This is a genomic window from Streptomyces sp. 1222.5 (assembly GCF_900105245.1).
Taxonomy (GTDB): Bacteria; Actinomycetota; Actinomycetes; order Streptomycetales; family Streptomycetaceae; genus Streptomyces; species Streptomyces albidocamelliae.
Genome location: NZ_FNSZ01000001.1, coordinates 6,220,499 through 6,243,148, shown reverse-complemented (window position 1 = coordinate 6,243,148; position 22,650 = coordinate 6,220,499). Strand labels below are relative to the sequence as shown.

The window sequence follows — 22,650 nt, the reverse complement described above, 5'->3', positions numbered from 1 at the left end:
ATCCATCCTGACAGACCTCGGGCAGTGCCCTTGACCACCCTCCACCGAAGCGGACAAGAGGCATCAACTCATCACTAACTTACTAAGTACGCACTTACTGGACGATCTTTCTCGCCGGTGACATCATGCCGCCGCACGCCTCCCCCGTCCCTCCACTGTGGAAGGAGCCCGCTGCGATGCAGGGCGACCCCGAGGTAATCGAGTTCCTCAACGAGCAGCTCACCGGCGAGCTGACCGCGATCAACCAGTACTTCCTGCACGCGAAGATGCAGGAGAACTTCGGCTGGACGAAGCTCGCCAAGTACACGCGGCACGAGTCGTTCGACGAGATGAAGCACGCGGAGGTGCTCACCGACCGGATCCTTTTCCTGGACGGGCTGCCCAACTACCAACGGCTCTTCCACGTCCGGGTGGGGCAGACGATCCGGGAGATGTTCGAGGCGGACCGGCAGATCGAGGTCGAGGCGATCGACCGCCTCAAGCGGGGCATCAAGGTGATGCGGGAGAAGGGCGACATCACGTCGGCGAACATCTTCGAGGACATCCTCGCCGACGAGGAGCACCACATCGACTACCTGGACACCCAGCTGGAGCTGCTGGAGAAGCTCGGGGAGGCGCTCTACCTCGCCCAGCTGATCGAGCAGCCGGAGAGCTAGGCGGCGTCCGGGATCTCCGCGAGGACGGGCCTGCCCTGGTCGGCCAGTTCGCGGCGTGGGCACGCGCCCCGGCCGAGGATGGCCTGGATCCGCCGGACGCACGAGCCGCAGTCGGTGCCGGCCTTGCAGGCGGAAGCGATCTGGCGCGGGGTGCAGGCGCCGTTCTCCGCGTGCTGCTGCACCTGCTGCTCGGTGACACCGAAGCAACTGCAGACGAACATCCGGCTCACCTCCCGACGGGATCGCTCGCTTACTGCCGTCCCGATTCTCGGTGAGGCAAACCTAACCTTACCCATGCCTCGGTGAGCGCAAAAGTGGCGGGGGGCGCGGATCGGGTGTGATCCGCGCCCCACTCAGGCCGGTGTGACGGGCGAGACCGTCACTGGTCCCGGTACATCTCGGCCACGAGGAACGCCAGGTCCAGCGACTGGCTGCGGTTGAGCCGCGGGTCGCAGGCCGTCTCGTAGCGCTGGTGCAGGTCGTCGACGAAGATCTCGTCGCCGCCGCCCACGCACTCGGTCACGTCGTCGCCGGTCAGCTCCACGTGGATGCCGCCCGGGTGGGTACCGAGGGCCTTGTGCACCTCGAAGAAGCCCTTGACCTCGTCGAGCACGTCGTCGAAGCGGCGGGTCTTGTGCCCGGAGGCCGCCTCGAAGGTGTTGCCGTGCATCGGGTCGGTCACCCAGGCCACCGTGGCGCCGGACGCCGTGACCTTCTCCACCAGCTCGGGCAGCTTGTCGCGGATCTTGCCGGCGCCCATGCGGACGATGAACGTCAGCCGGCCCGGCTCCCGCTCGGGGTCGAGGCGGTCGATGTACTGCAGCGCCTCCTCGGCCGTCGTCGTCGGGCCGAGCTTGATGCCGATCGGGTTGCGGATCTTCGAGGCGAACTCGATGTGCGCGCCGTCCAGCTGCCGGGTGCGCTCACCGATCCACACCATGTGCCCGGAGACGTCGTACAGCTTGCCGGTGCGGGAGTCGACGCGGGTCAGCGCCGACTCGTAGTCCAGCAGCAGCGCCTCGTGCGACGAGTAGAACTCGACGGTCTTGAACTCCTCCGGGTCGGTGCCGCAGGCCCGCATGAAGTTCAGCGCGCTGTCGATCTCGCGCGCGAGCTGCTCGTAGCGCTGGCCCGACGGCGAGGTCCGCACGAAGTCCTGGTTCCAGGCGTGCACCTGGCGCAGGTCGGCGTAACCGCCGGTGGTGAAGGCGCGCACCAGGTTCAGCGTGGACGCCGAGGCGTTGTACATCCGCTTGAGCCGCTCCGGGTCCGGGTAGCGGCTGGCCTCGGTGAAGTCGAAGCCGTTGACGGAGTCGCCCCGGTACACCGGGAGCGTCACGCCGTCACGGGTCTCGGTCGGCTTGGAGCGCGGCTTGGAGTACTGCCCGGCGATCCGGCCCACCTTCACCACGGGCACCGAGGCCGCGTAGGTCAGGACGGCGCCCATCTGGAGCAGCGTCTTGAGCTTGTTGCGGATGTGGTCGGCGGACACCGCGTCGAAGGCCTCGGCGCAGTCGCCGCCCTGGAGGAGGAACGCCTCACCCCTGGCGACGGCCGCCATCCGGGCGCGCAGCTGGTCGCACTCGCCCGCGAAGACGAGCGGCGGATACGACTCGAGGTCCGCGATCACTGCGCGCAGAGCCTCGGTGTCGGGGTACTCGGGCTGCTGCGCCGCGGGCAGGTCGCGCCAGGTGTTGCCAGCGCTCGGGCTGGTCTTAGCGTTCACGGTCACCCCGTAAACACTACGGGGTCGTGTCGGATGTTTTTTCCTGCTGCTCGCAGAGTGAGACGGGGCGATCGCCCCGTGGAACGCCGGTGGGTGGGGTAGGGTTCCTGGCATGTTCGCGCTTTCGATCCAGAACTGGTGGTGGACCGCTTCTCCGGCGGCCCACTGATTCGCGCGCACACAGACTTCGCGAAGGCCGCCCGAGGGGCGGCCTTCGGCGTTTCCCGGGTCGTTCCTCTCCGTCAGACGAACTCAGACGTACGAGAAGGAGCCCGACCCGTGAACCTGCACGACCTGCTCTCCGACCCCCGCCCCTTCGCCCTGCTCCGCCGCCGCACCCCTGGGCGCGACGAGGCGGTGGTGGAGGTGCTGCTCGGCCCGGTGACCAGCCGCGAGCGGCTCGCCGACCTGCCCGACGAGGGCCTCGCGCTGGTCCCGTTCCGGCAGATCCGCGAGCGCGGCTTCGACGTCCGCGACGACGGCACCCCGCTGCTGGTGCTGACCCCCGAGGAGTCGTACGAGATCCCGCTCGACGAGGCCCTGCGGACGCTGCCCGGCCACGACGTGCGGGTCGAGGGCGGCGGCTTCGACGTCGACGACGAGCGGTACGCCGGGATCGTCGGACGGGTGCTGGCCGAGGAGATCGGCCGGGGCGAGGGCGCCAACTTCGTGATCCGGCGCACGTACCGGGGCGACATCCCCGGCTTCGGCCGCGCGGACGCGCTCGCGCTGTTCCGCCGGCTGCTGGAGGGCGAGCGGGGCGCCTACTGGACGTTCGTGGTGCACACCGGGGACCGGACGCTGGTGGGCGCCAGTCCCGAGGTGCACGTGCGCATGTCCGGCGGCACCGTCGTGATGAACCCGATCAGCGGCACCTACCGCTATCCCGCCGAGGGCCCCACGCCGGAGCACCTGCTGGACTTCCTCGCCGACGGCAAGGAGATCGAGGAGCTGTCGATGGTCGTCGACGAGGAACTGAAGATGATGTGCACGGTCGGCGACCGGGGCGGGGTGGTCGTCGGGCCACGGCTGAAGGAGATGGCGCACCTCGCGCACACCGAGTACGAGCTGCGCGGCAGGTCCTCCCTGGACGTGCGGGAAGTGCTGCGGGAGACCATGTTCGCGGCCACGGTGACCGGGTCGCCGGTGCAGAACGCGTGCCGGGTCATCGAACGCCACGAGGTGGGCGGCCGCGGCTACTACGCGGGCGCGCTCGCGCTGCTGGGCCGGGACTTGGGGGGCGCGCAGACGTTGGACTCCCCCATCCTCATCCGCACCGCCGACATCGACGCCGACGGCCGGCTGCGCGTCCCGGTCGGGGCGACGCTCGTCCGCGGCTCGGACCCGGCGGGCGAGGTCGCGGAGACCCACGCCAAGGCGGCGGGCGTCCTGGCGGCCCTCGGGGTGCGGCCGCCCCGGCCGCGCGTGGAGCGGGAGCGCCCGCGGCTGGCCGACGACCCCCGGGTGCGGGCCGCCCTGGACGGCCGGCGCTCCGCGCTCGCGCCGTTCTGGCTGCGGATGCAGGAGCAGGCCCGGGAGCTGACGGGCCACGCCCTGGTCGTCGACGGCGAGGACACCTTCACCGCCATGCTGGCGCACGTGCTGCGCTCCGGCGGGCTGGAGGTGACGGTACGGCGGTACGACGAGCCGGGGCTGCGGGACGAGGTGCTCGCGCACGAGGGCCCGGTGGTGCTGGGCCCCGGTCCGGGCGACCCCGGCGATCTCACCGACCCGAAGATGCGCGTCCTGCGCGCGCTGACCGCCACGGTTCTCCGGGAGCACCGCTACGGCGTGCTCGGGGTCTGCCTCGGCCATGAGCTCATCGCGGCCGAGCTGGGGCTGGAGATCGTCCGCAAGGAGGTCCCCTGCCAGGGGGAGCAGACCGTGATCGATCTGTTCGGGCGGCCCGAGACCGTCGGCTTCTACAACAGCTTCGTGGCCCGCTGCGACGAGGAGGCCGCCCGGGAGCTGTCCGCGCACGGCGTCGAGGTGAGCCGGGCGGGCAACGGCGAGGTGCACGCGCTGCGCGGTCCCGGGTTCGCCGGGGTGCAGTTCCACCCGGAGTCGGTCCTCACGCTGAACGGCGCCCCGGTGCTCCGGGAGCTGATCGCCCGGCTGCGCGCGGCGAGCGGCGCGAGGTGAGGGAACCGGGGCCCGGCGGCCGGTGCGGCCGCCGGGCCCCGGAGAAGTCGGGAGCGGCCGTCAGCCGAAGAACACCCCGACCTCGTCGTAGAGCTTCGGATCCACGGTCTTCAGCTTCGCCGTGGCCTCGGAGATCGGGACGCGGACGATGTCGGGGCCGCGCAGGGCGACCATCTTCCCGAAGTCGCCCTCGTGGACGCAGTCGATGGCGTGCAGGCCGAAACGGGTGGCGAGCCAGCGGTCGAAGGCACTGGGGGTGCCGCCGCGCTGGATGTGCCCGAGGACCGTGGTGCGGGCCTCCTTGCCGGTGCGCTTCTCGATCTCCTTGGCCAGCCACTCGCCGACCCCGGAGAGCCGCACATGGCCGAAGGAGTCCAGGGACTCGTCCTTGAGGACCATCTCGCCGTCCTTCGGCATGGCGCCCTCGGCGACGACGACGATCGGGGCGTACGACGCCTTGAAGCGGGAGGTGATCCAGGCGCACACCTGGTCGAGGTCGAAGCGCTGTTCGGGGATGAGGATGACGTTGGCGCCGCCCGCCAGGCCGGAGTGCAGGGCGATCCAGCCGGCGTGCCGGCCCATCACCTCGCAGACCAGGACCCGCATGTGGGACTCGGCGGTGGTGTGCAGGCGGTCGATGGCCTCGGTGGCGATGTTGACCGCGGTGTCGAAGCCGAAGGTGTAGTCGGTGGCGGACAGGTCGTTGTCGATGGTCTTCGGTACGCCGACGCACGGCATCCCGTAGTCGTCGCAGAGGCTCGCGGCGACGCCGAGGGTGTCCTCGCCGCCGATCGCGATGAGGGCGTCGACCTCCAGTTTGGCGAGGTTCTCCTTGATCCGACGGACACCGCCCTCCACCTTGAGGGGGTTGGTCCGGGAGGAGCCGAGGACGGTGCCGCCGCGGGGCAGGATGCCGCGCACGGCGGGGATGTCGAGGCGGACGGTGTCGCCCTCCAACGGACCTCGCCAGCCGTCCCGGAAGCCGACGAAGTCATAGCCGTACTCCTGTACGCCCTTGCGTACGACGCCCCGGATGACGGCGTTGAGCCCGGGGCAGTCGCCGCCTCCGGTCAGTACTCCGACCCGCATGGAAATGTCCCTTCGCCGCGGTTGCCTGACGATCGGTCACGCTAATGGTGATCCGCGTCACATCGGGAGAGGCGGGAAGGGTGATTCCGGTGAGTTGCGCCGGAATCCGGCCTACTCGTCGTCGAGGCCGCGCTCGATGGCGTACCGCACGAGTTCGACCCTGTTGTGCAACTGGAGCTTGCCGAGGGTGTTCTGGACGTGGTTCTGGACCGTGCGGTGGGAGATGACGAGGCGTTCGGCGATCTGCTTGTAGCTCAGGCCCTTGGCGACCAGCCGCAGCACCTCCGTCTCCCGGTCCGTGAGCCGGGGCGCCCCGGGCCCGTCCGCGTCGGGGGCGGGCGCGGGCTCGGAGGCCAGCCGGCGGTACTCGCCGAGGACGAGCCCGGCGAGGCCCGGGGTGAACACCGGGTCTCCCACGGCGGTACGGCGCACCGCGTCCAGCAGTTCCTCGGTCGAGGCCGACTTCAGCAGGTAGCCGGTCGCGCCCGACTTCACGGCCTCCAGCACGTCGGCGTGCTCGCCGCTGGCCGACAGGACCAGCACGCGCAACGCCGGGTCGTGGCCGACGAGTTCCTTGCAGACCTGCACACCGGGCTTGGCGGGCAGGTTGAGGTCCAGCACGAGGACGTCGGGAGCGGCCGCCTTCGCGCGGCGGACCGCCTGCTCGCCGTCGCCCGCGGTGGCGACCACCTCGAAGCCGGACTCGGCCAGGTCCCGGGCGACCGCGTCCCGCCACATCGGGTGGTCGTCGACCACCATGACCCGGATCGTGTCCCGCTGCTCCGTCATCGCCGCTCCGCCTTCTTCCCCCGCGCCCCTTCGGCGCCCTTCGGTACCTTCAGTTCGACTTCCGTGCCCTGGCCGGGGACCGAGATCAGCTCGGCGCCGCCCCCGAGGTCCCGCAGCCGCCCGCGGATGGACTGGGCCACCCCGAGCCGCCCCTCGCCCTCGGCCTGGGCGAGCCGGCCCTCGGGGATGCCGGGGCCGTCGTCCCGGACGGTCACCACGACCTCGTCCGGCTCGTCCTCGACCAGCAGCCAGGCCCGGGCGTCCTCGCCTGCGTGCCGGCGCACGTTGTCCAGGGCGGCCCCGACCGCCGCCGCCACCTCGCGGGCCGCCGCGGACGGCAGCAGCACCGGGGCGCCGGGCTCGGCGAGGCTCACCCGGCCGCACGCGTAGGGGGCGAGCAGGGAGCGCAGGTCGACCGGACCGGCCGGTCCGTCCTCGTACGGCTCCTCGACGACGCGGACGACCGCCCCGTCGGAGACGTCCTCCGACACCCGGGACACCGGCACCAGGCCGCCCGACACCAGCGTGCGCAGGGCCACCTCCTGCTCCCCGGCGAGCCGGCCCAGTTCGGCCGCCTCGCCGCCGAGGGCCGCGCCCCGGCGCTTCACCATCGCCAGGACCTGGAGCACGCTGTCGTGGATGTCCCGTGCCAGCCGCTCCCGCTCCCGGGTCGCGGCCTCGATCTCCAGGGCTCGGGCGAGGGTGCGCTCGGAGGCGCGGGCGACCTCCACGACGTAGCCGATGGCGATGGAGGCCACCCAGACCAGGATCACGTTGTGCACGGTGTCCCGGGCGGGTCGACCGCGCTCGACCAGGTTGACGGCGGCCACGGCCGTGGAGGCGACCGCCGCCCAGCGCCAGCCGCCCTTGAGGGCGAAGGCCAGGACCGCGCCGGCCGTCCATATCGAGGGCAGGGTGGGTCCGCCGCTCGCGATCCGCTCGTGGTTGTCGGCGAACGGGGTGAGCAGGATGCCGGTGAGGGCGACGGCCAGGTCGGCGGCGAGGAACCGCTTGGTGCAGGCGGTCGCGCTCGCCACCCGGGGCAGGGTGGCGAGGGTCCACACGACCAGGACGGCGTAGTAGGCGACGGCCACCCAGGGGCGGACGAAGTGGGAGTACGCGGTGGCACACAGGCCGATCGCGTACAGCATGGTCAGCACGCGGTAGCCGGCGAGCGCACGCCACAGCGGCAGCTCGACCGACATCCTCATGACCCGCTCGCGCCTGGGCATGTCCCCCCGCCCCCCGTATTCCCCGCGGTCCCCCGTCTAGGAGTCGGCCTGCTTCTTCTCGGCCTTCTCCGCCTCCTTGGCCGCCTTCGCCGCCTCGGCGATCTGGCGCTTGGCCGCGGTCGCGTAGATGTCGACGTACTCCTGCCCGGAGAGCTTCATGATCTCGTACATGACCTCGTCGGTCAGGGCGCGCAGCACGAAACGGTCGTGCTCCATGCCCTGGTAGCGACTGAAGTCCATGGGCTCGCCGATGCGGATGCCCGGCCGCATGAGCTTGGGCACGACCTTGCCGGGCGGCTGGATCTTCTCCGTGTCGATCATGGCGACCGGGATGACCGGCGCTCCGGTGGCGAGCGCCACGCGCGCGAGGCCGCCGGGCTTGCCCCGGTACAGCCGGCCGTCGGGCGAGCGGGTGCCCTCCGGGTAGATGCCGAACAGCTCGCCCCGCTGGAGCACCTCTATGCCGCTCTTGATGGCCGCCTCGCCGGCGCCGCGCGCCCCGGAGCGGTCCACCGGGAGCTGCCCGACGCCCTTGAAGAAGGCGGCGGTGAGGCGGCCCTTCACGCCGGGCGTGGTGAAGTACTCGGCCTTCGCGATGAAGGTGACCTTGCGGGTCAGCATCGTCGGGAGGAAGAACGAGTCCGAGAAGGACAGGTGATTGCTGGCCAGGATGGCCGGGCCCTCGGCCGGAATGTTCTCCAGCCCCTCGACCCATGGTCTGAAGGCAACCTTCAGCGGCCCGCCGATGGCGACCTTCATCGTGCCGTACAACACCCGTGTGCCTCCTGTTTCCGTCGGACAGACCTTAACCCGGAGGACCGTCGATGGACCCGACGGCCCTGGTCGGTGTCAGTGCGGTCGCGTACGGTGAAGCACATCCGCGCGTTTCTTCCGCCTGCGCCGGTCACCGGACGAGTTCCGCCGGTCACCCGACGAGGCCCTGCACAGGAACAGGAGAGTCGAAAGGTGCCGGTTCTCCCCGGAGCCGAGCCGTACCGCCACGACGGCGGGGAGGTGGGCGTTCTCCTCTGTCACGGCTTCACCGGCTCCCCCCAGTCGCTGCGCCCCTGGGCGGAGCACCACGCGGCCCACGGCCTGACCGTCTCGCTGCCGCTGCTGCCCGGCCACGGCACACGCTGGGAGGACATGCAGCTCACGGGGTGGCAGGACTGGTACGCGGAGGTGGACCGCGAGCTGCGCCTGCTCTCCGACCGCTGCTCGCGGGTGTTCGTCGCGGGCCTGTCGATGGGTGGCGCGCTGGCTCTGCGGCTGGCCGCCCGGCACGGCGAGCGGGTCGCGGGCGTGGTGGCCGTCAACCCGGCGAACCGGGTGCACGGCCTGTCGGCGTACGCCCTTCCGGTGGCCCGGCACCTCGTGCGGACGACGAAGGGCATCGCCAGCGACATCGCGAAGGAGGGTGCGGCGGAGCTGGGCTACGACCGGGTGCCGCTGCACGCGGCGCACTCGCTGCGGGTCTTCCTGCGCCGGCTGGACGGCGAGCTGCCCCAGGTCACCCAGCCGTTGCTGCTGCTGCGCAGCGCCCAGGACCATGTGGTCCCGGCGGCGGACTCCGCCCGGGTGCTGAGCCGGGTGTCGTCCACGGACGTGACGGAGCTCGTGCTGGAACACAGCTACCACGTGGCGACGTTGGACGAGGATGCGGACCGGGTCTTCGAGGAGAGCCTCGCCTTCATCGGCCGGCTCGCACCCAGTGTCGGCAAGGAAGGGACGGCCGCAGTTGGCTGAGCACGACTCCGACCGCGACAACCGCGAGGAGCGGGAGCCCGAGGAGCAGGGGGTGCCCTTCGACGAGGACGCCGCCTGGCGGGCCATCGTCGCCGGGTACGGCACGGAGCCGCCGGATCCGCCGGGCAGCAAGCCCTTCAAGCCGGTGGAGGACCTCGCGCTGCCGGAGACGGACACCACCGGAGACCGGGACGATCCGGCCGAGCCCCGGGCCGCCCGCCCGCTGGGCGGCTCGGTCTCGTTCGCGCCCGGCGTCGGGCCGCGCGACCATGTGGCGCCCGAGCCGTCCGACGACGACTTCGACGCGGACGACGAGGGCCACTTCGTACCGCCGGAGCCGCCGCCGCTGCCGGTCGCCGACGCGTCCGCCAAATTCGCCTGGCTCGGTGTCGTGGGCGGCCCGATCCTGCTGCTGCTCGCGGTCGTCCTCGGCTGGGACATGACCTGGTGGCTGGCGACCCTCGGCATCGGCGGTTTCCTGGGCGGCTTCGCCACGCTGGTCATGCGGATGCGGACGGACGACGACGAGGACGATCCGGGGCGCGGGGCCGTGGTCTGAGCCCGCGACGCGCGCCGGCGGGGGACGCCGGCGCGTGGCATGTGCGGCTCAGGCGGCCGGCACGCGCAGTGCCGCCAGCACCGGCAGGTGGTCCGTCGCGGCCGTCAGGTCGGCCCGGGTGACCCCCGGCTGGTCCAGTGGGACACCGCAGCCGAGCACCTCGACGCCCTTGGTGGCGAAGACCGCGTCGATGCGCTGGTGCGGGTGGGCCGGGGTGGAGGTGAACTCGCCGCCCCAGGGTGCCGTGGCGCGGCAGTCCTGGAGACCTGCGGCGAGGTGCCGGAAGGTGCGGCCGTCGGGGCGTTCGTTCAGGTCGCCGCCGGCGACGGCGTGCTCCACGCCCAGTCCGGCGAGGCGGTCGAGGAGCATGCCGCCCTGCTCCAGTCGCTCGTCCCGCTGGAGGCTGAGGTGGCAGCTGATCACGCCGAGGCGGGCGCCGCCGAACCGTACGACCGCCGTGGCGAAGCCGCGCCGGTGGAGGCCGGGGGTGAGCGGGAGCAGGACGTCCTCGGTGCGCTCGACCGTGGCCCGCAGACCGCACAGGATCGCCGGTCCCGCCGCCGTGGCGCCGCCGGTGAGGATCACCTGGCCGGAGGCGGCGGCGAGCCGGGCCAGCTTCTTGCGCCAGCGGAAGAAGCGGGGGGCTTCCTGGACGAGGACGAGGTCGGGGGCGCAGGCGGTGATGACGCGGGCGAGGGCGTCCGTGTCGTCGCGCATCGAGCGGATGTTGTAGCTCAGCACACGGATGACGGCCGAACCGTCGGGCTCTGTCGTGGAGTTGGGGAGCAGCGCCATATGGATCAATGTACGCCTCACGGCTCGGGGCGCGGGGAGCGTGCGCGACCGCCGGTGCGTGGTGGCCGGTCGCTCGGTCCCCGCGCCCCGAAGGCCGCGCAGGCGTCGAAGCTCAGGAAGTGAGCGTCACATGATCGGGTCGGGCTCGCGGGCCAGGTCGGCCGCGCCCACCATGCCCGCCTTGTTGCCGAGCTGGGCCGCGATCACGTCGGCCACCGGGCGCCAGTTGCCGCCCACCAGCCAGCGCTTGTACGACTTGCGGATCGGGTCGAGGACCAGGTCGCCCTCGTCGGAGAGGCCGCCGCCGACGATGAACGCGGACGGGTCGAACAGGGAGGCCAGGTCGGCGAGGCCCGCGCCGGCCCAGCGGGCCAGCTCGCGGTAGGAGTCGACGGCGACCGGGCAGCCCTGGCGGGCGGCCATGGAGATGTGCTTGCCCTCGATGCCGTCGGGGGTGCCGTCGCCGAGCGCGAGCAGCACCTCGGCGCGCTCGGGGGTGGCGTTGGCGCGCTGCTTGGCGTAGCGGACCAGGGCGCGGCCGGAGGCGTACTGCTCCCAGCAGCCCTGCGAGCCGCAGCCGCACAGCAGGCCGTCCGGGACCATCCGGATGTGGCCGAACTCGGCGGCCACGCCGAAGTGGCCGCGGCGCAGCTTGTTGCCGATGATGATGCCGCCGCCGAGGCCGGTGCCGAGCGTGATGCAGATGACGTTGCGGTGGCCCTTGCCCGCACCGAACCGGTACTCGCCCCAGGCGGCGGCGTTGGCGTCGTTCTCGACCACGACCGGGAGGCCGGTGCGGGCCTCGACCTTCTCCTTCAGCGGCTCGCTGCGCCAGTCGATGTTGGGCGCGAAGTACACCGTGGAGCGCTGCCGGTTGACGTAACCGGCCGCACCGATGCCCACGCCGACGATCTCGTGCCCCGCACGCGCTCCCTCCACCGCCGAGGCGATGGCGTCCACGATGGCCTCGGGCGTGGTGGGGGTCGGCACCTTGAAGGTCGAGAGGATGTTGCCTTCCTCGTCGACCACGCCGGCCGCGATCTTCGTGCCGCCGATGTCGACGCCGATGGTGAGTCCCATGAATCCCTCAGTTCCGGTCGAGCCCCGCTACGGCCAACCGTACCCGAGCCCCTGCCGTGGAAGGGCTTCAGTCCAGGTCGATGCGTTCGCCCGGACCGGTGCCCTCGCCCCGGTCGGGACGGTCGGGCCGGTCGTCGTCCTTCGGGCCGGACGCGCCGGTGGTCCAGCGGCGCTCCTGGGCCTGGACGGCGGAGCGGTAGGCGGCCAGCAGCTCGGAGCCGGCCGCGGCGAGATGGTCGAAGACGTCCGGGTTGCGCTCGACGACGGGCTCGACGGCGGCCTTGGCCTGCTGGACGACCTGCCGCACCACCTGCTGGGCGGCGGGTCCGGCGAGGCCCGTGAGGAGCGGGGACTCCAGGCCGGACAGCTTGTCGGCCACGGTGTCCACGAACTTGCGCAGTTCCTCGGCGGCCGAACCCGGCTGCGGGCCGTGCCCGGCGCGGCGCCGGCCCTTCTCGGCGGCGAGGTCCTCGGCGCAGGCCGTGGCCCAGGCGTCGGCGTCGGTCGCCCGCGGCTGCTCCTCCTCGTGGGGACCGGACGTGGGACGCTCTTCGCTCATGGCGGACTCCTGACTACGGTTCGCCCTTACGACGTTACCCGAACGGGCGTGCCCGGTTCAGCGTCCGCCGGCGGGCCACAGGTCGGGATCGGGCGCGAACCGGACACGCAGCTCGCCCTCGCGGAGTCCGGCTCCGGCGACGGTGCACCGGCGCAGGGCGGACGGCAGCGGGACGATACGGCGGAAGGGACCGGCCGCGATCAGCAGTTCGTCGCCGCGCCGGATCAGGTCCAGCTCCTCCCGTATGGCGCCGGGCAGCGGGATGTGCCAGACCAGCACGCCGTCCTCGGCGAGGCGGTCGGCGACGGGCCACTCGACCGGGGCGGCCTCCGGGTTGACGCCGGGGACGGCGAGGGCGCCGAGGTCGTCGGTGCCGTGCGGGTCGCGGCCGAGGTGCCGGACGGGGTGCACGTCGTGGGACCGCTCGGTGTCCTGCCAGTCGGCGAGGGTCTTGCGCTGCTGGGCGAGGAGTCCGGCGAGCCAGGTGTCGCCGCCGGCGTCGGGCAGGACGCGGTTGGCGATCAGGGCCTCGGTGCGCAGGCCGCGCAGGGCGAGACCGAGCGCCGCGTCGTGGACCGCGTCGGCGCCGGCCGGTCCGGGTTCGGCGACCAGGCGGACGGCCGTGTTCCGGTCGGTGAGGACGGCTCCGACGGCGGCGAGTTCGACGTCCCAGCGGGCGGCCGTCTCGTACAGCCACTCCGCGGGCATGGGGACGCCGGCCAGCCGGCCGAGGACCGGGCGCAGCGCGCGGGCGGCCTGCCGCTCGGCCGGGAGCATACGGCGCAGGTAGCGGCGCAGCTCCTCGGGCAGGGCCAGCAGGGCGAGGGCCTGCGGGAGGGGCGGCAGGTCGACGACGAGGAGGTCGTAGCGCTCGGAGAGGGCCGCGTCGCGCAGTGCGCGCAGGAAGGACAGTTCCTCGGCGCCGGGCAGCGGGGTGACCTCCTCGGCGTCCAGGCGGGCGGCGCCGAGCAGGTCGAGGACGCCCGCGGCGCGGTTCTGGAAGGCGGTGAGGTCCTCGCGGAACCGTTCCGTGGCGTCCGGACGCCAGACGGTGAGGTTCGGGGCGGCCTGTGCCGGGACCGGTCCTGATCGGGTGCCCAGGGCCGCGCCGGGGGTGTCGGTGCGGTCGGCGCTGAGCAGGAGGGTGCGGTCGCCCGCTTCGGCGGCGCGCAGTGCGGTGGCGGCGGCGATGGTCGTACGACCGCTGCCGCCCGGACCCGTGATCAGGATGGTGCGCATGAGGGTGAACCGTAACGGACCGCGGGGGTGGGGGGCGTGGGACCGTCGCCCGGGGCCGGGCCGTGCCCGGCCCCGCCGCGTGCCCCGGCCCGCGGGCCGGCTAGCGGTCCGACTCGACCCGCTTCTTCAGGCCGGCGAGGGCACGGTCGATGATGACCTTCTCCGCCTTGCGCTTGATCATGCCGAGCATGGGGATCTTGACGTCCACCGTGAGCCGGTAGGTGACCTCGGTGGCGCCCGCGCCGGCCGGCTTGAGCAGGTAGGTGCCGTCCAGGGAGCGGAGCATCTGGGACTTGACCAGGGTCCAGGAGACCTCGTGGTCGCCGGTCCAGGTGTAGGCGAGGGTCTGGTCGTCCTTGATGGCGCCGGCGTCCATGACGAGGCGGACCTGCTCGGCGCGGCCCTGCGCGTCGGCCCCGAGGACCTCCGCCTCCTTCACCTCGCCGGTCCAGTCCGGGTAGCGTGCGAAGTCGGCGATCACCGCCATGACGTCGGCCGGAGCCGCCTCGATCGTGATGCTCGAACTGGTGTGTTCCGCCATCGCCGTGGCTCCTCCGGATGCAGGCCGTGTTGAGGGGTCCGTGCGCGCCGGGCTGCGCACGTGTGTGCAGCGTGAAGGCTACCGCGCCACCGACCTGGCGCCTTCACCCGATGTCCCGCTGATCACCATTCGAGCGCCCAGGGCCTGCCGGTCCCGGCGAAGTGGCCGACGTTGACGCACTCGGTCGAGCCGATGCGCATCCGGCGCACGAGCGGCTGATGGACGTGCCCGAACAGCGAATAGCGCGGTTTCGTGCGGCGGATGGCGTCCAGCAGGGCGCGGCTGCCCCGTTCGAAACGGCGCGCGACGGTGTCGTAGACCAGCTCGGGCACCTCCGGCGGGATGTGCGTGCACAGCACGTCGACCTCGCCGACCGCCTCGATCTTCGCCGCGTACTCCTCGTCGTCGATCTCGTACGGGGTGCGCATCGGGGTGCGCAGGCCGCCGCCGACGAAGCCGAAGGTCCGGCCGCCGATCTCCACCCGCTGACCGTCGAGGACCGTGGTGCCCGGCCGGGCGTACTCCGGCCACAGGGGCGGCATGTCGACATTGCCGTAGGTGGCGTACGTAGGGGTCGGGAACGCGGCGAACAGTTCGGCGTACTGCTTGCGCACCGCCCTCTCCACGGCCGTGGCCCGGTCGGCGCCGATGCCGGCCCACAGCCGGGCGCCGAACTCGCGGGCCTCGGCGAACCGGCGCGCGGTCCGCAGCTCGACGATCCGGTCGGCGTTCTCCTCGCCGAAGAGGTCCGGGAAGATCCCGCGCGAGTGATCGGCGTAGTCGAGGAAGAGGACCAGGTCACCCAGGCAGATCAGGGCGTCGGCACCCTCGCCGGCCCGGGCCAGGTCCCGGGCGTTGCCGTGCACGTCGCTGACCACGTGGACGCGGGTCCGTCGGTCGCCGGAGGGTGTGGATGCCATGGCGATCAAGCGTAAGCCTGTGTGGTCTGCGTGAACAGTGGCGGTCCGGCCTGCGGTTACTCGCCGGTCGGTTAAGCCGTGGACTACTGTGCGCGAAGGAACGCCAGTCTGTGTGACGCAGCGAACATCTCGCCGGGACCCCCTGTCGTAGACGCCATACCGGCGGGTAACGTCCGGGCAGTCCAGTCGTGCTCAGGATTTCAACATGTGAATCCGCGAGCACTTGCCCGAGCCTTGGACCGCACCGTCGCATCACACAGTGTCGTGGCGCCGGCGCCCTATGAGGAGCAGCAGTCTTGCGCGAGTTCAGCCTTCCGGCTTTGTACGAGGTCCCTGCGGACGGCAATCTGACCGACATCGTCCGCAGAAACGCCGCGCAGCATCCCGACGTCGCCGTCATCGCCCGCAAGGTGGGCGGCGTCTGGCAGGACGTGTCGGCCCGGGAGTTCCTGGCAGAGGTGCGCACCGCCGCCAAGGGGCTCGTCGCCGCCGGGGTGCAGCCGGGCGACCGGGTGGCTCTGATGTCCCGCACCCGTTACGAGTGGACGCTGCTCGACTTCGCGATCTGGAGCGCGGGCGCGATCACTGTGCCGGTGTACGAGACCAGCTCGCCGGAGCAGGTGCAGTGGATCCTGTCCGACTCGGGCGCGACCGCGTGCGTCGTGGAGCTGGACGGCCACGCGGCGGCGGTGGAGGCGGTCCGCGAGTCGCTGCCGGCGCTGAAGAACGTCTGGCAGATCGAGGCCGGCGGCATGGCGGAGCTGGCGCGGCTCGGGCAGGACGTGTCGGACGAGACGGTCGAGGAGCGCAGCTCGCTCGCCAAGGCCGACGACCCGGCGACCATCGTCTACACGAGCGGTACGACCGGCCGCCCCAAGGGCTGCGTGCTCACCCACCGCAGCTTCTTCGCCGAGTGCGGCAACATCGTGGAGCGGCTGCGCCCGCTGTTCCGCACCGGTGAGTGCTCGGTGCTGCTCTTCCTCCCGCTCGCCCATGTCTTCGGGCGGCTCGTGCAGATCGCGCCGATGATGGCGCCGATCAAGCTGGGCTGCGTCCCCGACATCAAGCACCTCACGGACGAGCTCGCCGCCTTCCGGCCGACGCTGGTCCTCGGCGTGCCGCGCGTCTTCGAGAAGGTCTACAACTCGGCCCGGGCCAAGGCGCAGGCGGACGGCAAGGGCGCGATCTTCGACAAGGCCGCCGACACGGCGATCGCGTACAGCAAGGCGCTCGACAGCGCCTCGGGCCCGTCGTTCGGCCTGAAGGTCAAGCACAAGGTCTTCGACCGGCTGGTCTACAGCAAGCTGCGGGCGGTCCTCGGCGGCCGGGGCGAGTACGCGATCTCCGGCGGCGCCCCGCTCGGCGAGCGGCTCGGTCACTTCTTCCGGGGCATCGGCTTCACGGTGCTGGAGGGCTACGGCCTGACCGAGTCCTGCGCGGCGACCGCGTTCAACCCGTGGGACCGGCAGAAGATCGGCACGGTCGGGCAGCCGCTGCCGGGTTCGGTGGTCCGGATCGCGGACGACGGCGAGGTGCTGCTGCACGGCGAGCACCTGTTCAAGGAGTACTGGAACAACCCGGGCGCGACCGCGGAGGCGCTCGCGGACGGCTGGTTCCACACCGGTGACATCGGCACCCTCGACGAGGACGGCTACCTCAAGATCACCGGCCGCAAGAAGGAGATCATCGTCACGGCGGGCGGCAAGAACGTGGCGCCGGCCGTGATCGAGGACCGGATCCGGGCGCACGCGCTGGTCGCGGAGTGCATGGTGGTCGGCGACGGACGGCCGTTCGTGGGCGCGTTGGTCACCGTCGACGACGAGTTCCTGGGCCGGTGGGCCGCCGAGCACGGCAAGCCGGCGGGCTCCACCGCGGCGTCGCTGCGCGAGGACCCCGATCTGGTCGCTGCGATCCAGTCGGCGGTCGACGACGGCAACGCCGCGGTGTCGAAGGCGGAATCGGTGCGGAAGTTCCGCATTCTGTCCTCCCAGTTCACGGAGGAGTCGGGCCACCTCACCCCGTCGCTGAAGCTCAAGCGGAACGTGGTGGCGAAGGACTACTCGGACGAGATCGAGGCGATCTACGCGAAGTAGCGGACCTGGCCGGTCCGCTGAAAGCGCGTCATGGCGCGGTGTCCTCGGCGAGGACCCGCGCCATCGTGCGTTCGGCGAGCGCGGTGATGGTGACGAAGGGGTTCACGCCGATGTTGCCGGGCACCAGCGAGCCGTCGGTGACGTACAGCCCCGGACACCCCTTCACCCGGCCGTAGTCGTCGGTGGCCCGGCCCAGCACGCAGCCGCCCAGCGGGTGGTACGTGAAGTCGTCCGCGAAGACCTTGCTCGACGAGCCGAACAGGTCGTAGCGGTAGATCGTGAGGTTGGCCAGGTTGATGCGGTCGAACAGCTTCTTGGCCATGCGCACCGACACCGCGCTCTGCGCCGCGGTCCAGCCGAGCCTGACCGCCCCGGAGGCGGAGTCGTACGAGAACGACGCCCGCTCGGGGTTCTTGGTGATCGCGAGGTAGAGGCTGATCCAGTGCTCGAACCCCATGGGGAGGGGCGCGATCTCGGCGAAGACGGGGTTGTCGGCGTTGGACCAGTCGTCGATGCCCATCACGGGCATGGTGGCCTGGTCGGCGCCGACGGTGTCCCAGACGTGGTTGGCGCGGCCGAGCATGGTGTTGCCGTTGGGTCCCCAGCCGGCGCCCACACTGGAGTTCAGGTCGGGCAGGGTGCCGGTGTCCCGGGCGCGGACGAGGAGTTCGGTGGTGCCGAGGCTGCCGCCGCCGAGGAAGAGGTACCGGCAGCCGTAGCTCCTGGTCTCCACCACCGCGCCGGTGTCGTCGATCCGGTCCGCGGTCAGCACGTACGACCCGTCGGCGGCCCTGGCGATCGTGCGCACCTTCTCCAGGGTGTGGATGGTGACGTTCCCGGTGCCGAGGGCCGCGGCGAGGTACGTCTTGTCGAGGCTGCGCTTGCCCTCGTTGTTGCCGTAGATGACCTCGCCCGCGAGCGCGGACTTCGTGGCGGTGCCGGCCGCCTCGCGCTGCATGTGGCCGAAGTCGTAGACGTTCGGCACGAAGGTGGTCCGCAGACCGGCGTTGGCGGCGGCCTTGCGCGAGGTCCGGGTGAACCGGTACCAGTCGGTGGACTCGAACCACGCCGGGTCGATGCTGTTGACGCCGAGCATGGCGCGGGCGCGCGGGAAGTACGTGCCGTACATGTCGTCGGCGTCGACGGTCGGGAACTGCTCGGCGAAGTAGGACTTGAGCGGGGTGACCGCCATGCCGCCGTTGACGAGGGACCCGCCGCCCACACCCCGGCCCACGTAGACGGACATGGCGTCGTAGTGCACGCGGTCGAGGACCCCGGGGTAGGGGGCGATGGCCTTGTTGACCAGGTCCAGCCACAGGAAGGTGGCGAGCGGGGCCTCGGTGCGGGAGCGGAACCACATGGACCGCCGGTCGGGGGCGCTGGTGGAGCAGAACACCTTGCTGTCGGGGCCGGCGGTGTTCCAGAGCCGGCCCATCTCCAGGACGAGGGTGCGGATGCCGGCCTGGCCGAGACGGAGGGCGGCCACGGCCCCGCCGTAGCCCGAACCGACGACGATCGCCGGGGCGGATTCGACCGCGTCGGGTTCGGCGGCGCGGGCGGACTGGAGGCCCACGCGGGTGAACCCGAGGGTGGCCGCGGTCTGGAGCGCGGCCATACCGAGTATGTGACGTCTTGTCAGCTGACGCTGCATCAGTTTTGCTGCCATGGTGCGCAGCATGTGCGGATTTTTCGGTTCCGGCTAGGGGCCGCGCGACGGTGCGCCGTCCGGCGCGGCTCCTACAGCAGCTCCTTCAGCCGCTCCGCCAGCAGGTCCCAGCGCCACTTCTCCTCGACCCACCGCCGGCCGCGCTCGCCCATCCTGCGGCGCAGCCCGGCGTCGCCGAGGAGGGTGACGATCCGGTCGGCGGCCTCGGCCGGCTCGCCGCCGCGGACCACCCAGCCAGTCTCCCCGTCCAGCACCGCGTCGGGGGCGCCGCCCGAGTCGCCGGCGACGACCGGCAGGCCGGTCGCGGACGCCTCCAGGTAGACGATGCCGAGGCCCTCGACGTCCAGGCCGCCGCGCCGGGTGCGGCACGGCATGGCGAAGACGTCACCCGCGCCGTAGTGAGCGGGCAGCTCGGACCAGGGCACCGCGCCGGTGAAGCGGACCGAGGCGTCGACCCCCGTCTCGCGGGCCAGCCGGCGCAGATCCTGCTCGTAGGGACCGCCGCCCACGACGAGCAGCACGGTGTCCGGCTCGGCGGCGAGGATGCGGGGCAGCGCCCGGATGAGGGTGTCCTGGCCCTTGCGGGGCACCAGCCGGGAGACGCAGACGACGACCGGCCGGTCGGTGAGGCCGAGCCGGGCCCGGACCTCGTCGCCGCCGGAGCCGGGGTGGAAGGTCTTCTCGTCGACCCCCGGCGGCAACTGCGCCATCCGCCCGGCCGCCGCGGGGGTGAGCGCGGCCGCGATCCGCGAGCGGGTGTACTCGCCGAGGTAGGTGAGCGTGTCCGTGGACTCGCCGATCCGGCGCAGCAGCTGCCGGGCCGCGGGCAGCTGGGCCCAGCCGGCCTCGTGCCCGTGCGTGGTCGCCACCAGCCGCTGCGCGCCGGCCTTCCGGAGCGCGGGCGCCATGAGACCGAGCGGCGCCGCCGCCCCGAACCACACCGAGGTGCAGCCGTGCTCCCGCAGCAGCCCGGCCGCCCGCCGGGTCGCCCCCGGGGTGGGCAGCAGCATGGTCGTACGATCGCGTACGACGGTGAAGGGCTGCTCGGCGTCGAAGGCGGCCGTGGCCTCCGTCCCCTCCCGGCCGCGCTTCCAGGTGGAGGCGTAGACGACCAGCCGGTCGGGGTCCAGGCGCAGGGCCATGTTGTGCAGGAAGGCCTGGATGCCGCCCGGCCGGGGCGGGAAGTCGTTGGTGACGATCAGGGTCTTGTGCATCGCCGCCGACCCTACCCAATCGGCCGTACGCGGCAGGGCGCGGCCGAGCCTGTGGCACGCGCACGGGGCCGCACGCCATCATGGGCACACGGAATCGAACAGCACGGCGGACGCAGCCGGCGGCGAGGGACAGGGGATCACGTGGAGACGAAGGCCGCCCGGCGGTCCCCGGCCGTGCTGCTCGCGACCTGGTGCACCACCCGCGTGGTGCTGCTGCTGCTCGTCTTCCGGGTGTACGTCTTTCCCGGCCCGGACGTCACCTCCGACGTGTCGGTGACCTACCGCGGCTGGTACGAGGTCCTGCGGCACGGAACGTTTCCGCTGGACGATGTGACCTGGCAGTACCCGCCCGCCGCCGCGCTGCCCGTCCTCTCCCCCGCCGCGCTGCCCTTCCTCTCCTACGAGCACGCCTTCTTCGTGCTGGCCTTCCTCGCCGACCTCGCGGTCCTGGCGCTGCTGCTGTACGCGGGCCGGGCCCCCGGCCGGTCGCGGCGCGGGGCCTGGATGTGGGTGGCGGCGGTACCGCTGCTCGGGCCCACGGTCTACGCCCGCTACGACGTGATGGTGACGGCGGTCGCCGTGGCGGCCCTGCTCGCCGGGGCCCGGCACCCGCGGGCGATGGGCGCGCTGGCCGCTTTCGGGGCGCTGCTGAAGGTGTGGCCGGCGCTGCTGCTGGCCGGTGCCGTGCGGCGGCGGCCGTGGGCGTCGGCGGCGGTGACCGCGGCCGGTCTCGCGGCCCTGTTCGCGGTGACCATGCCGGGCGCGTTCGCCTTCCTGACCTTCCAGCGGGACCGGGGTACCGAGGTGGAGTCGCTGGGCTCCCTGGTCTTCCACGTGGCCCGGCACTTCGGCTGGCACGGCCAGGTGCTGCTGAACTACGGGTCCATCGAGTTCCTCGGCCCGCACGTGGACCAGGTCAGCACGGCGGCGCTGGCGCTGACCGGGGTCGGGTTCGGCTGGCTGCTGCTGTGGCGGCTGCGCGCGAGCCGCTTCGCCCCGCAGACGCTCCCCGACGCGGCCTTCACGGCGGTGCTGCTGTTCACGGTCACCAGCCGGGTGATCAGCCCGCAGTACCTGGTCTGGCTGATCGGGCTGGCCGCCGTCTGCGTGTCCCACCGGGCGAGCCGCATGGGGGCGCCCGCGCTGATGGTCGCCCTCGCCTCCTTCCTGACGGTCCTGGAGTTCCCGCTCGGCTTCTCGCACGTGGTCCTCAGCGACTGGTACGGCATCACGCTGCTGGTGCTGCGCAACGGGCTGCTGGTCGCGGCCACGGTGACGGCGGGCCGCTCACTGTGGCGGGCGACCGTGCCGCCGCCGGTGAGCGCGCCGTTCCCGCCGCAGGCCACCCGGGCGCAGGAGACCCCGGTCTCCCCCTGACGCCCGCGGCCGGGCCGGCGCCTCAGCCGAGCTGCGCCCCCACGTACTCCCGCCAGCGGGCGCTGAACTCCGCCGGCGTGATGCCGAGGACCTTCTCCAGCGCCTGCTCGACCGCTCCCGCCCGCTTGTCGTGCGCGCCGACGGCCCGGTAGAAGGCGGCGAGCCGGTCCGGGCCCCACTGGTCGGCGATCATCCGGCAGGCCAGCCAGCCGCCCTCGTAAGCCCGCGCCAGCTCGGTGGGCTCGCTGGTGAATCCGAAGTCCTTGTCGGCGGGCAGCGCGCGGGGGGCCCGGCCGTCCTCGACGGCGCGGGCGAGTTCCGGTGCGACCTCCGTGGGGGTGCGGCCGGTGCCGAGGTAGCCGATCCAGTCGGCGTACCCCTCGGAGAGCCACAGCGGGGTGGCGGCGGTGGTGTGCGCGCGGGTGGCGACATGGGTGGTCTCGTGGGTGAGCACGACCTGCTTGCCGACCTCGCCGAGGCCGGAGTACGCCTCCGGGTTGACGACCACCCGGTCCGCGGGGGCCCGGCCCGAACCGGCCGCCTCGCCGGTGGTGACGGCCGCGATGCCCCGGTAGTTGGACGCGGGCGAGCCGAGCAGGGCCGCCATGCCCGCCAGGGTCCGGGGCACGAGGACGACGACCCGCCGGCTCCAGCCGGTGTCCCACTCCCGCGAGACGGCCGGGACGGCACGGTCGGCCATCCGGGAGAACGCCCGCAGCTCGGCGAGGGGCCGGCCGGTGCCGAGGACCAGGCCGTGCGCGCCCCGCACGGCGGTCACCGTGCCCTGGTCCCACAGTTGCTGCCCGGCGGGCCTGGCGGGAGCGTCGGCGGTGACGTACCACCCGCCCGCGGCGGTACGGCCGAGGGTGACGGTGCGGCGGGCCTCGACGGGGGCCTTGTCGTAGCCGGCGACACGGTAGCGCAGCTCGGCGTCGGCGGTGGCGCCGGAGGAGCTGCGGTGCACGCCGGTGACCCGGTAGGACCAGGAGGCCAGCGGCAGGGCGCGCAGCCGGGCGTACTCGGTGCGGGAGCCGGTCGCGCGGTAAGCCCTCTCGTCGTGCCGGACGAGAGCGGCGGCGCGCCGGTCGAGCACGTGCTGCACCTCGGCGCGGACGGAGTCGGCCGGCGGGCGCCCACCGCATCCCGTCAGGGGCAGGAGCAGGGCGAGGCCGACGGCTCCGGCGCGCCACACCCCTCTTCGACCAGCCATTTCCCGATCGTACGGCC

22 protein-coding genes are annotated in these 22,650 nt (G+C 72.5%); 7 read left to right on the top strand and 15 right to left on the bottom strand.

From position 1 onward, the window contains the following. Window positions 1-176 precede the first annotated feature (176 nt). On the top strand, window positions 177-656 hold the full coding sequence (gene bfr, locus BLW57_RS28195; protein WP_093478332.1) for a bacterioferritin: 480 nt from the start codon (window positions 177-179) through the stop codon (window positions 654-656). Here bfr and BLW57_RS28190 read toward each other — a convergent pair. Continuing rightward, window positions 653-877 (bottom strand): (2Fe-2S)-binding protein, encoded by a 225-nt coding sequence (locus BLW57_RS28190; protein WP_093478331.1) that lies wholly within the window; start codon window positions 875-877, stop codon window positions 653-655. The two genes, bfr and BLW57_RS28190, sit on opposite strands and share 4 nt — an antisense overlap. Before the next feature lie 158 nt (window positions 878-1,035). Beyond that, window positions 1,036-2,388, bottom strand: a complete 1,353-nt coding sequence (locus BLW57_RS28185; protein WP_093478329.1) for a class II 3-deoxy-7-phosphoheptulonate synthase — start codon at window positions 2,386-2,388, stop codon at window positions 1,036-1,038. Between the two features lie 106 nt (window positions 2,389-2,494). Between BLW57_RS28185 and BLW57_RS43160 the strand changes: the two genes are divergently transcribed. Continuing rightward, the gene (locus BLW57_RS43160; RefSeq protein ID WP_073894098.1) at window positions 2,495-2,551 is read left to right on the top strand and encodes a trp operon leader peptide; all 57 of its coding nucleotides are present in this window, start codon (window positions 2,495-2,497) and stop codon (window positions 2,549-2,551) included. A 110-nt stretch (window positions 2,552-2,661) separates the two neighbouring features. After that, entirely contained in the window at window positions 2,662-4,524 is a 1,863-nt protein-coding gene (locus tag BLW57_RS28175; protein ID WP_093478328.1) for an anthranilate synthase family protein, read from the top strand. A 60-nt stretch (window positions 4,525-4,584) separates the two neighbouring features. On the opposite strand, the gene BLW57_RS28170 is transcribed toward BLW57_RS28175, so the two are convergent. The 4 genes from BLW57_RS28170 to BLW57_RS28155 all read right to left on the bottom strand — a co-directional run bounded on the left by BLW57_RS28170 (window position 4,585) and on the right by BLW57_RS28155 (window position 8,408). Then, window positions 4,585-5,613 (bottom strand): 6-phosphofructokinase, encoded by a 1,029-nt coding sequence (locus BLW57_RS28170; protein ID WP_093478326.1) that lies wholly within the window; start codon window positions 5,611-5,613, stop codon window positions 4,585-4,587. Between the two features lie 111 nt (window positions 5,614-5,724). Further along, window positions 5,725-6,402, bottom strand: coding sequence for a response regulator (locus BLW57_RS28165; RefSeq protein WP_093478325.1), 678 nt, complete (start codon window positions 6,400-6,402; stop codon window positions 5,725-5,727). Then, window positions 6,399-7,634, bottom strand: coding sequence for a MacS family sensor histidine kinase (gene macS, locus BLW57_RS28160; protein ID WP_093478323.1), 1,236 nt, complete (start codon window positions 7,632-7,634; stop codon window positions 6,399-6,401). Before macS ends, BLW57_RS28165 begins: the two co-directional genes overlap by 4 nt. 36 nt (window positions 7,635-7,670) lie before the next feature. Continuing rightward, a complete protein-coding gene (locus tag BLW57_RS28155) occupies window positions 7,671-8,408 on the bottom strand; it encodes a lysophospholipid acyltransferase family protein (RefSeq protein WP_176985757.1) in 738 nt (245 codons plus the stop codon). A 192-nt stretch (window positions 8,409-8,600) separates the two neighbouring features. Here BLW57_RS28155 and BLW57_RS28150 point away from each other — a divergent pair, with 192 nt between their 5' ends. Both BLW57_RS28150 and BLW57_RS28145 read left to right on the top strand, forming a co-directional pair. Beyond that, window positions 8,601-9,380 carry an alpha/beta hydrolase gene (locus BLW57_RS28150; RefSeq protein ID WP_073892983.1) on the top strand — a complete coding sequence of 260 codons (780 nt, stop codon included), beginning with the start codon at window positions 8,601-8,603 and terminating at the stop codon, window positions 9,378-9,380. Continuing rightward, window positions 9,373-9,939, top strand: a complete 567-nt coding sequence (locus BLW57_RS28145) for a hypothetical protein (RefSeq protein WP_093478322.1) — start codon at window positions 9,373-9,375, stop codon at window positions 9,937-9,939. Before BLW57_RS28150 ends, BLW57_RS28145 begins: the two co-directional genes overlap by 8 nt. A gap of 48 nt (window positions 9,940-9,987) precedes the next feature. Here BLW57_RS28145 and BLW57_RS28140 read toward each other — a convergent pair whose 3' ends face one another. The 6 genes from BLW57_RS28140 to BLW57_RS28115 form a co-directional block, all read right to left on the bottom strand. Further along, window positions 9,988-10,734 carry an endonuclease/exonuclease/phosphatase family protein gene (locus BLW57_RS28140; RefSeq protein WP_093478320.1) on the bottom strand — a complete coding sequence of 249 codons (747 nt, stop codon included), beginning with the start codon at window positions 10,732-10,734 and terminating at the stop codon, window positions 9,988-9,990. Between the two features lie 126 nt (window positions 10,735-10,860). Further along, window positions 10,861-11,814 (bottom strand): ROK family glucokinase, encoded by a 954-nt coding sequence (locus BLW57_RS28135; protein ID WP_093478319.1) that lies wholly within the window; start codon window positions 11,812-11,814, stop codon window positions 10,861-10,863. A gap of 67 nt (window positions 11,815-11,881) precedes the next feature. Then, a complete protein-coding gene (locus tag BLW57_RS28130) occupies window positions 11,882-12,373 on the bottom strand; it encodes a DUF5304 domain-containing protein (protein ID WP_093478317.1) in 492 nt (163 codons plus the stop codon). Window positions 12,374-12,430: 57 nt separating this feature from the next. Continuing rightward, complete coding sequence (locus BLW57_RS28125; RefSeq protein ID WP_093478316.1) at window positions 12,431-13,612, bottom strand: ArsA family ATPase; 1,182 nt, start codon at window positions 13,610-13,612, stop codon at window positions 12,431-12,433. 100 nt (window positions 13,613-13,712) lie between these two features. Further along, window positions 13,713-14,153, bottom strand: coding sequence for an SRPBCC family protein (locus tag BLW57_RS28120; RefSeq protein ID WP_093478314.1), 441 nt, complete (start codon window positions 14,151-14,153; stop codon window positions 13,713-13,715). A 122-nt stretch (window positions 14,154-14,275) separates the two neighbouring features. After that, the gene (locus BLW57_RS28115) at window positions 14,276-15,073 is read right to left on the bottom strand and encodes a metallophosphoesterase family protein (protein ID WP_093478313.1); all 798 of its coding nucleotides are present in this window, start codon (window positions 15,071-15,073) and stop codon (window positions 14,276-14,278) included. Window positions 15,074-15,369: 296 nt separating this feature from the next. Between BLW57_RS28115 and BLW57_RS28110 the strand changes: the two genes are divergently transcribed. Then, the gene (locus BLW57_RS28110) at window positions 15,370-17,166 is read left to right on the top strand and encodes an AMP-dependent synthetase/ligase (protein ID WP_093478311.1); all 1,797 of its coding nucleotides are present in this window, start codon (window positions 15,370-15,372) and stop codon (window positions 17,164-17,166) included. A 28-nt stretch (window positions 17,167-17,194) separates the two neighbouring features. Here the strand turns inward: BLW57_RS28110 and BLW57_RS28105 are convergent, their stop codons facing one another. Continuing rightward, window positions 17,195-18,832 carry a GMC oxidoreductase gene (locus tag BLW57_RS28105; RefSeq protein WP_371127815.1) on the bottom strand — a complete coding sequence of 546 codons (1,638 nt, stop codon included), beginning with the start codon at window positions 18,830-18,832 and terminating at the stop codon, window positions 17,195-17,197. Between the two features lie 71 nt (window positions 18,833-18,903). Then, window positions 18,904-20,046: a glycosyltransferase family 4 protein gene (locus BLW57_RS28100; RefSeq protein WP_093478308.1), complete on the bottom strand. Its 1,143-nt coding sequence runs from the start codon at window positions 20,044-20,046 to the stop codon at window positions 18,904-18,906. Between the two features lie 141 nt (window positions 20,047-20,187). Between BLW57_RS28100 and BLW57_RS28095 the strand changes: the two genes are divergently transcribed. Then, window positions 20,188-21,423 (top strand): glycosyltransferase 87 family protein, encoded by a 1,236-nt coding sequence (locus BLW57_RS28095; RefSeq protein ID WP_093478307.1) that lies wholly within the window; start codon window positions 20,188-20,190, stop codon window positions 21,421-21,423. 22 nt (window positions 21,424-21,445) lie between these two features. Here the strand turns inward: BLW57_RS28095 and BLW57_RS28090 are convergent, their stop codons facing one another. Continuing rightward, window positions 21,446-22,633 (bottom strand): hypothetical protein, encoded by a 1,188-nt coding sequence (locus BLW57_RS28090; protein ID WP_093478305.1) that lies wholly within the window; start codon window positions 22,631-22,633, stop codon window positions 21,446-21,448. Window positions 22,634-22,650: the final 17 nt, after the last annotated feature.

What these genes read in the sequence shown, in the direction of transcription:
- bfr (WP_093478332.1), top strand. Translation starts at nt 177, where the DNA reads ATGCAGGGCGACCCCGAGGTAATCGAGTTCCTCAACGAGCAGCTCACC.
- BLW57_RS28190 (WP_093478331.1), bottom strand. Translation starts at nt 877, where the DNA reads ATGTTCGTCTGCAGTTGCTTCGGTGTCACCGAGCAGCAGGTGCAGCAG.
- BLW57_RS28170 (WP_093478326.1), bottom strand. Translation starts at nt 5,613, where the DNA reads ATGCGGGTCGGAGTACTGACCGGAGGCGGCGACTGCCCCGGGCTCAAC.
- BLW57_RS28165 (WP_093478325.1), bottom strand. Translation starts at nt 6,402, where the DNA reads ATGACGGAGCAGCGGGACACGATCCGGGTCATGGTGGTCGACGACCAC.
- macS (WP_093478323.1), bottom strand. Translation starts at nt 7,634, where the DNA reads ATGCCCAGGCGCGAGCGGGTCATGAGGATGTCGGTCGAGCTGCCGCTG.
- BLW57_RS28140 (WP_093478320.1), bottom strand. Translation starts at nt 10,734, where the DNA reads ATGGCGCTGCTCCCCAACTCCACGACAGAGCCCGACGGTTCGGCCGTC.
- BLW57_RS28135 (WP_093478319.1), bottom strand. Translation starts at nt 11,814, where the DNA reads ATGGGACTCACCATCGGCGTCGACATCGGCGGCACGAAGATCGCGGCC.
- BLW57_RS28130 (WP_093478317.1), bottom strand. Translation starts at nt 12,373, where the DNA reads ATGAGCGAAGAGCGTCCCACGTCCGGTCCCCACGAGGAGGAGCAGCCG.
- BLW57_RS28125 (WP_093478316.1), bottom strand. Translation starts at nt 13,612, where the DNA reads ATGCGCACCATCCTGATCACGGGTCCGGGCGGCAGCGGTCGTACGACC.
- BLW57_RS28120 (WP_093478314.1), bottom strand. Translation starts at nt 14,153, where the DNA reads ATGGCGGAACACACCAGTTCGAGCATCACGATCGAGGCGGCTCCGGCC.
- BLW57_RS28115 (WP_093478313.1), bottom strand. Translation starts at nt 15,073, where the DNA reads ATGGCATCCACACCCTCCGGCGACCGACGGACCCGCGTCCACGTGGTC.
- BLW57_RS28105 (WP_371127815.1), bottom strand. Translation starts at nt 18,832, where the DNA reads ATGGCAGCAAAACTGATGCAGCGTCAGCTGACAAGACGTCACATACTC.
- BLW57_RS28100 (WP_093478308.1), bottom strand. Translation starts at nt 20,046, where the DNA reads ATGCACAAGACCCTGATCGTCACCAACGACTTCCCGCCCCGGCCGGGC.
- BLW57_RS28090 (WP_093478305.1), bottom strand. Translation starts at nt 22,633, where the DNA reads ATGGCTGGTCGAAGAGGGGTGTGGCGCGCCGGAGCCGTCGGCCTCGCC.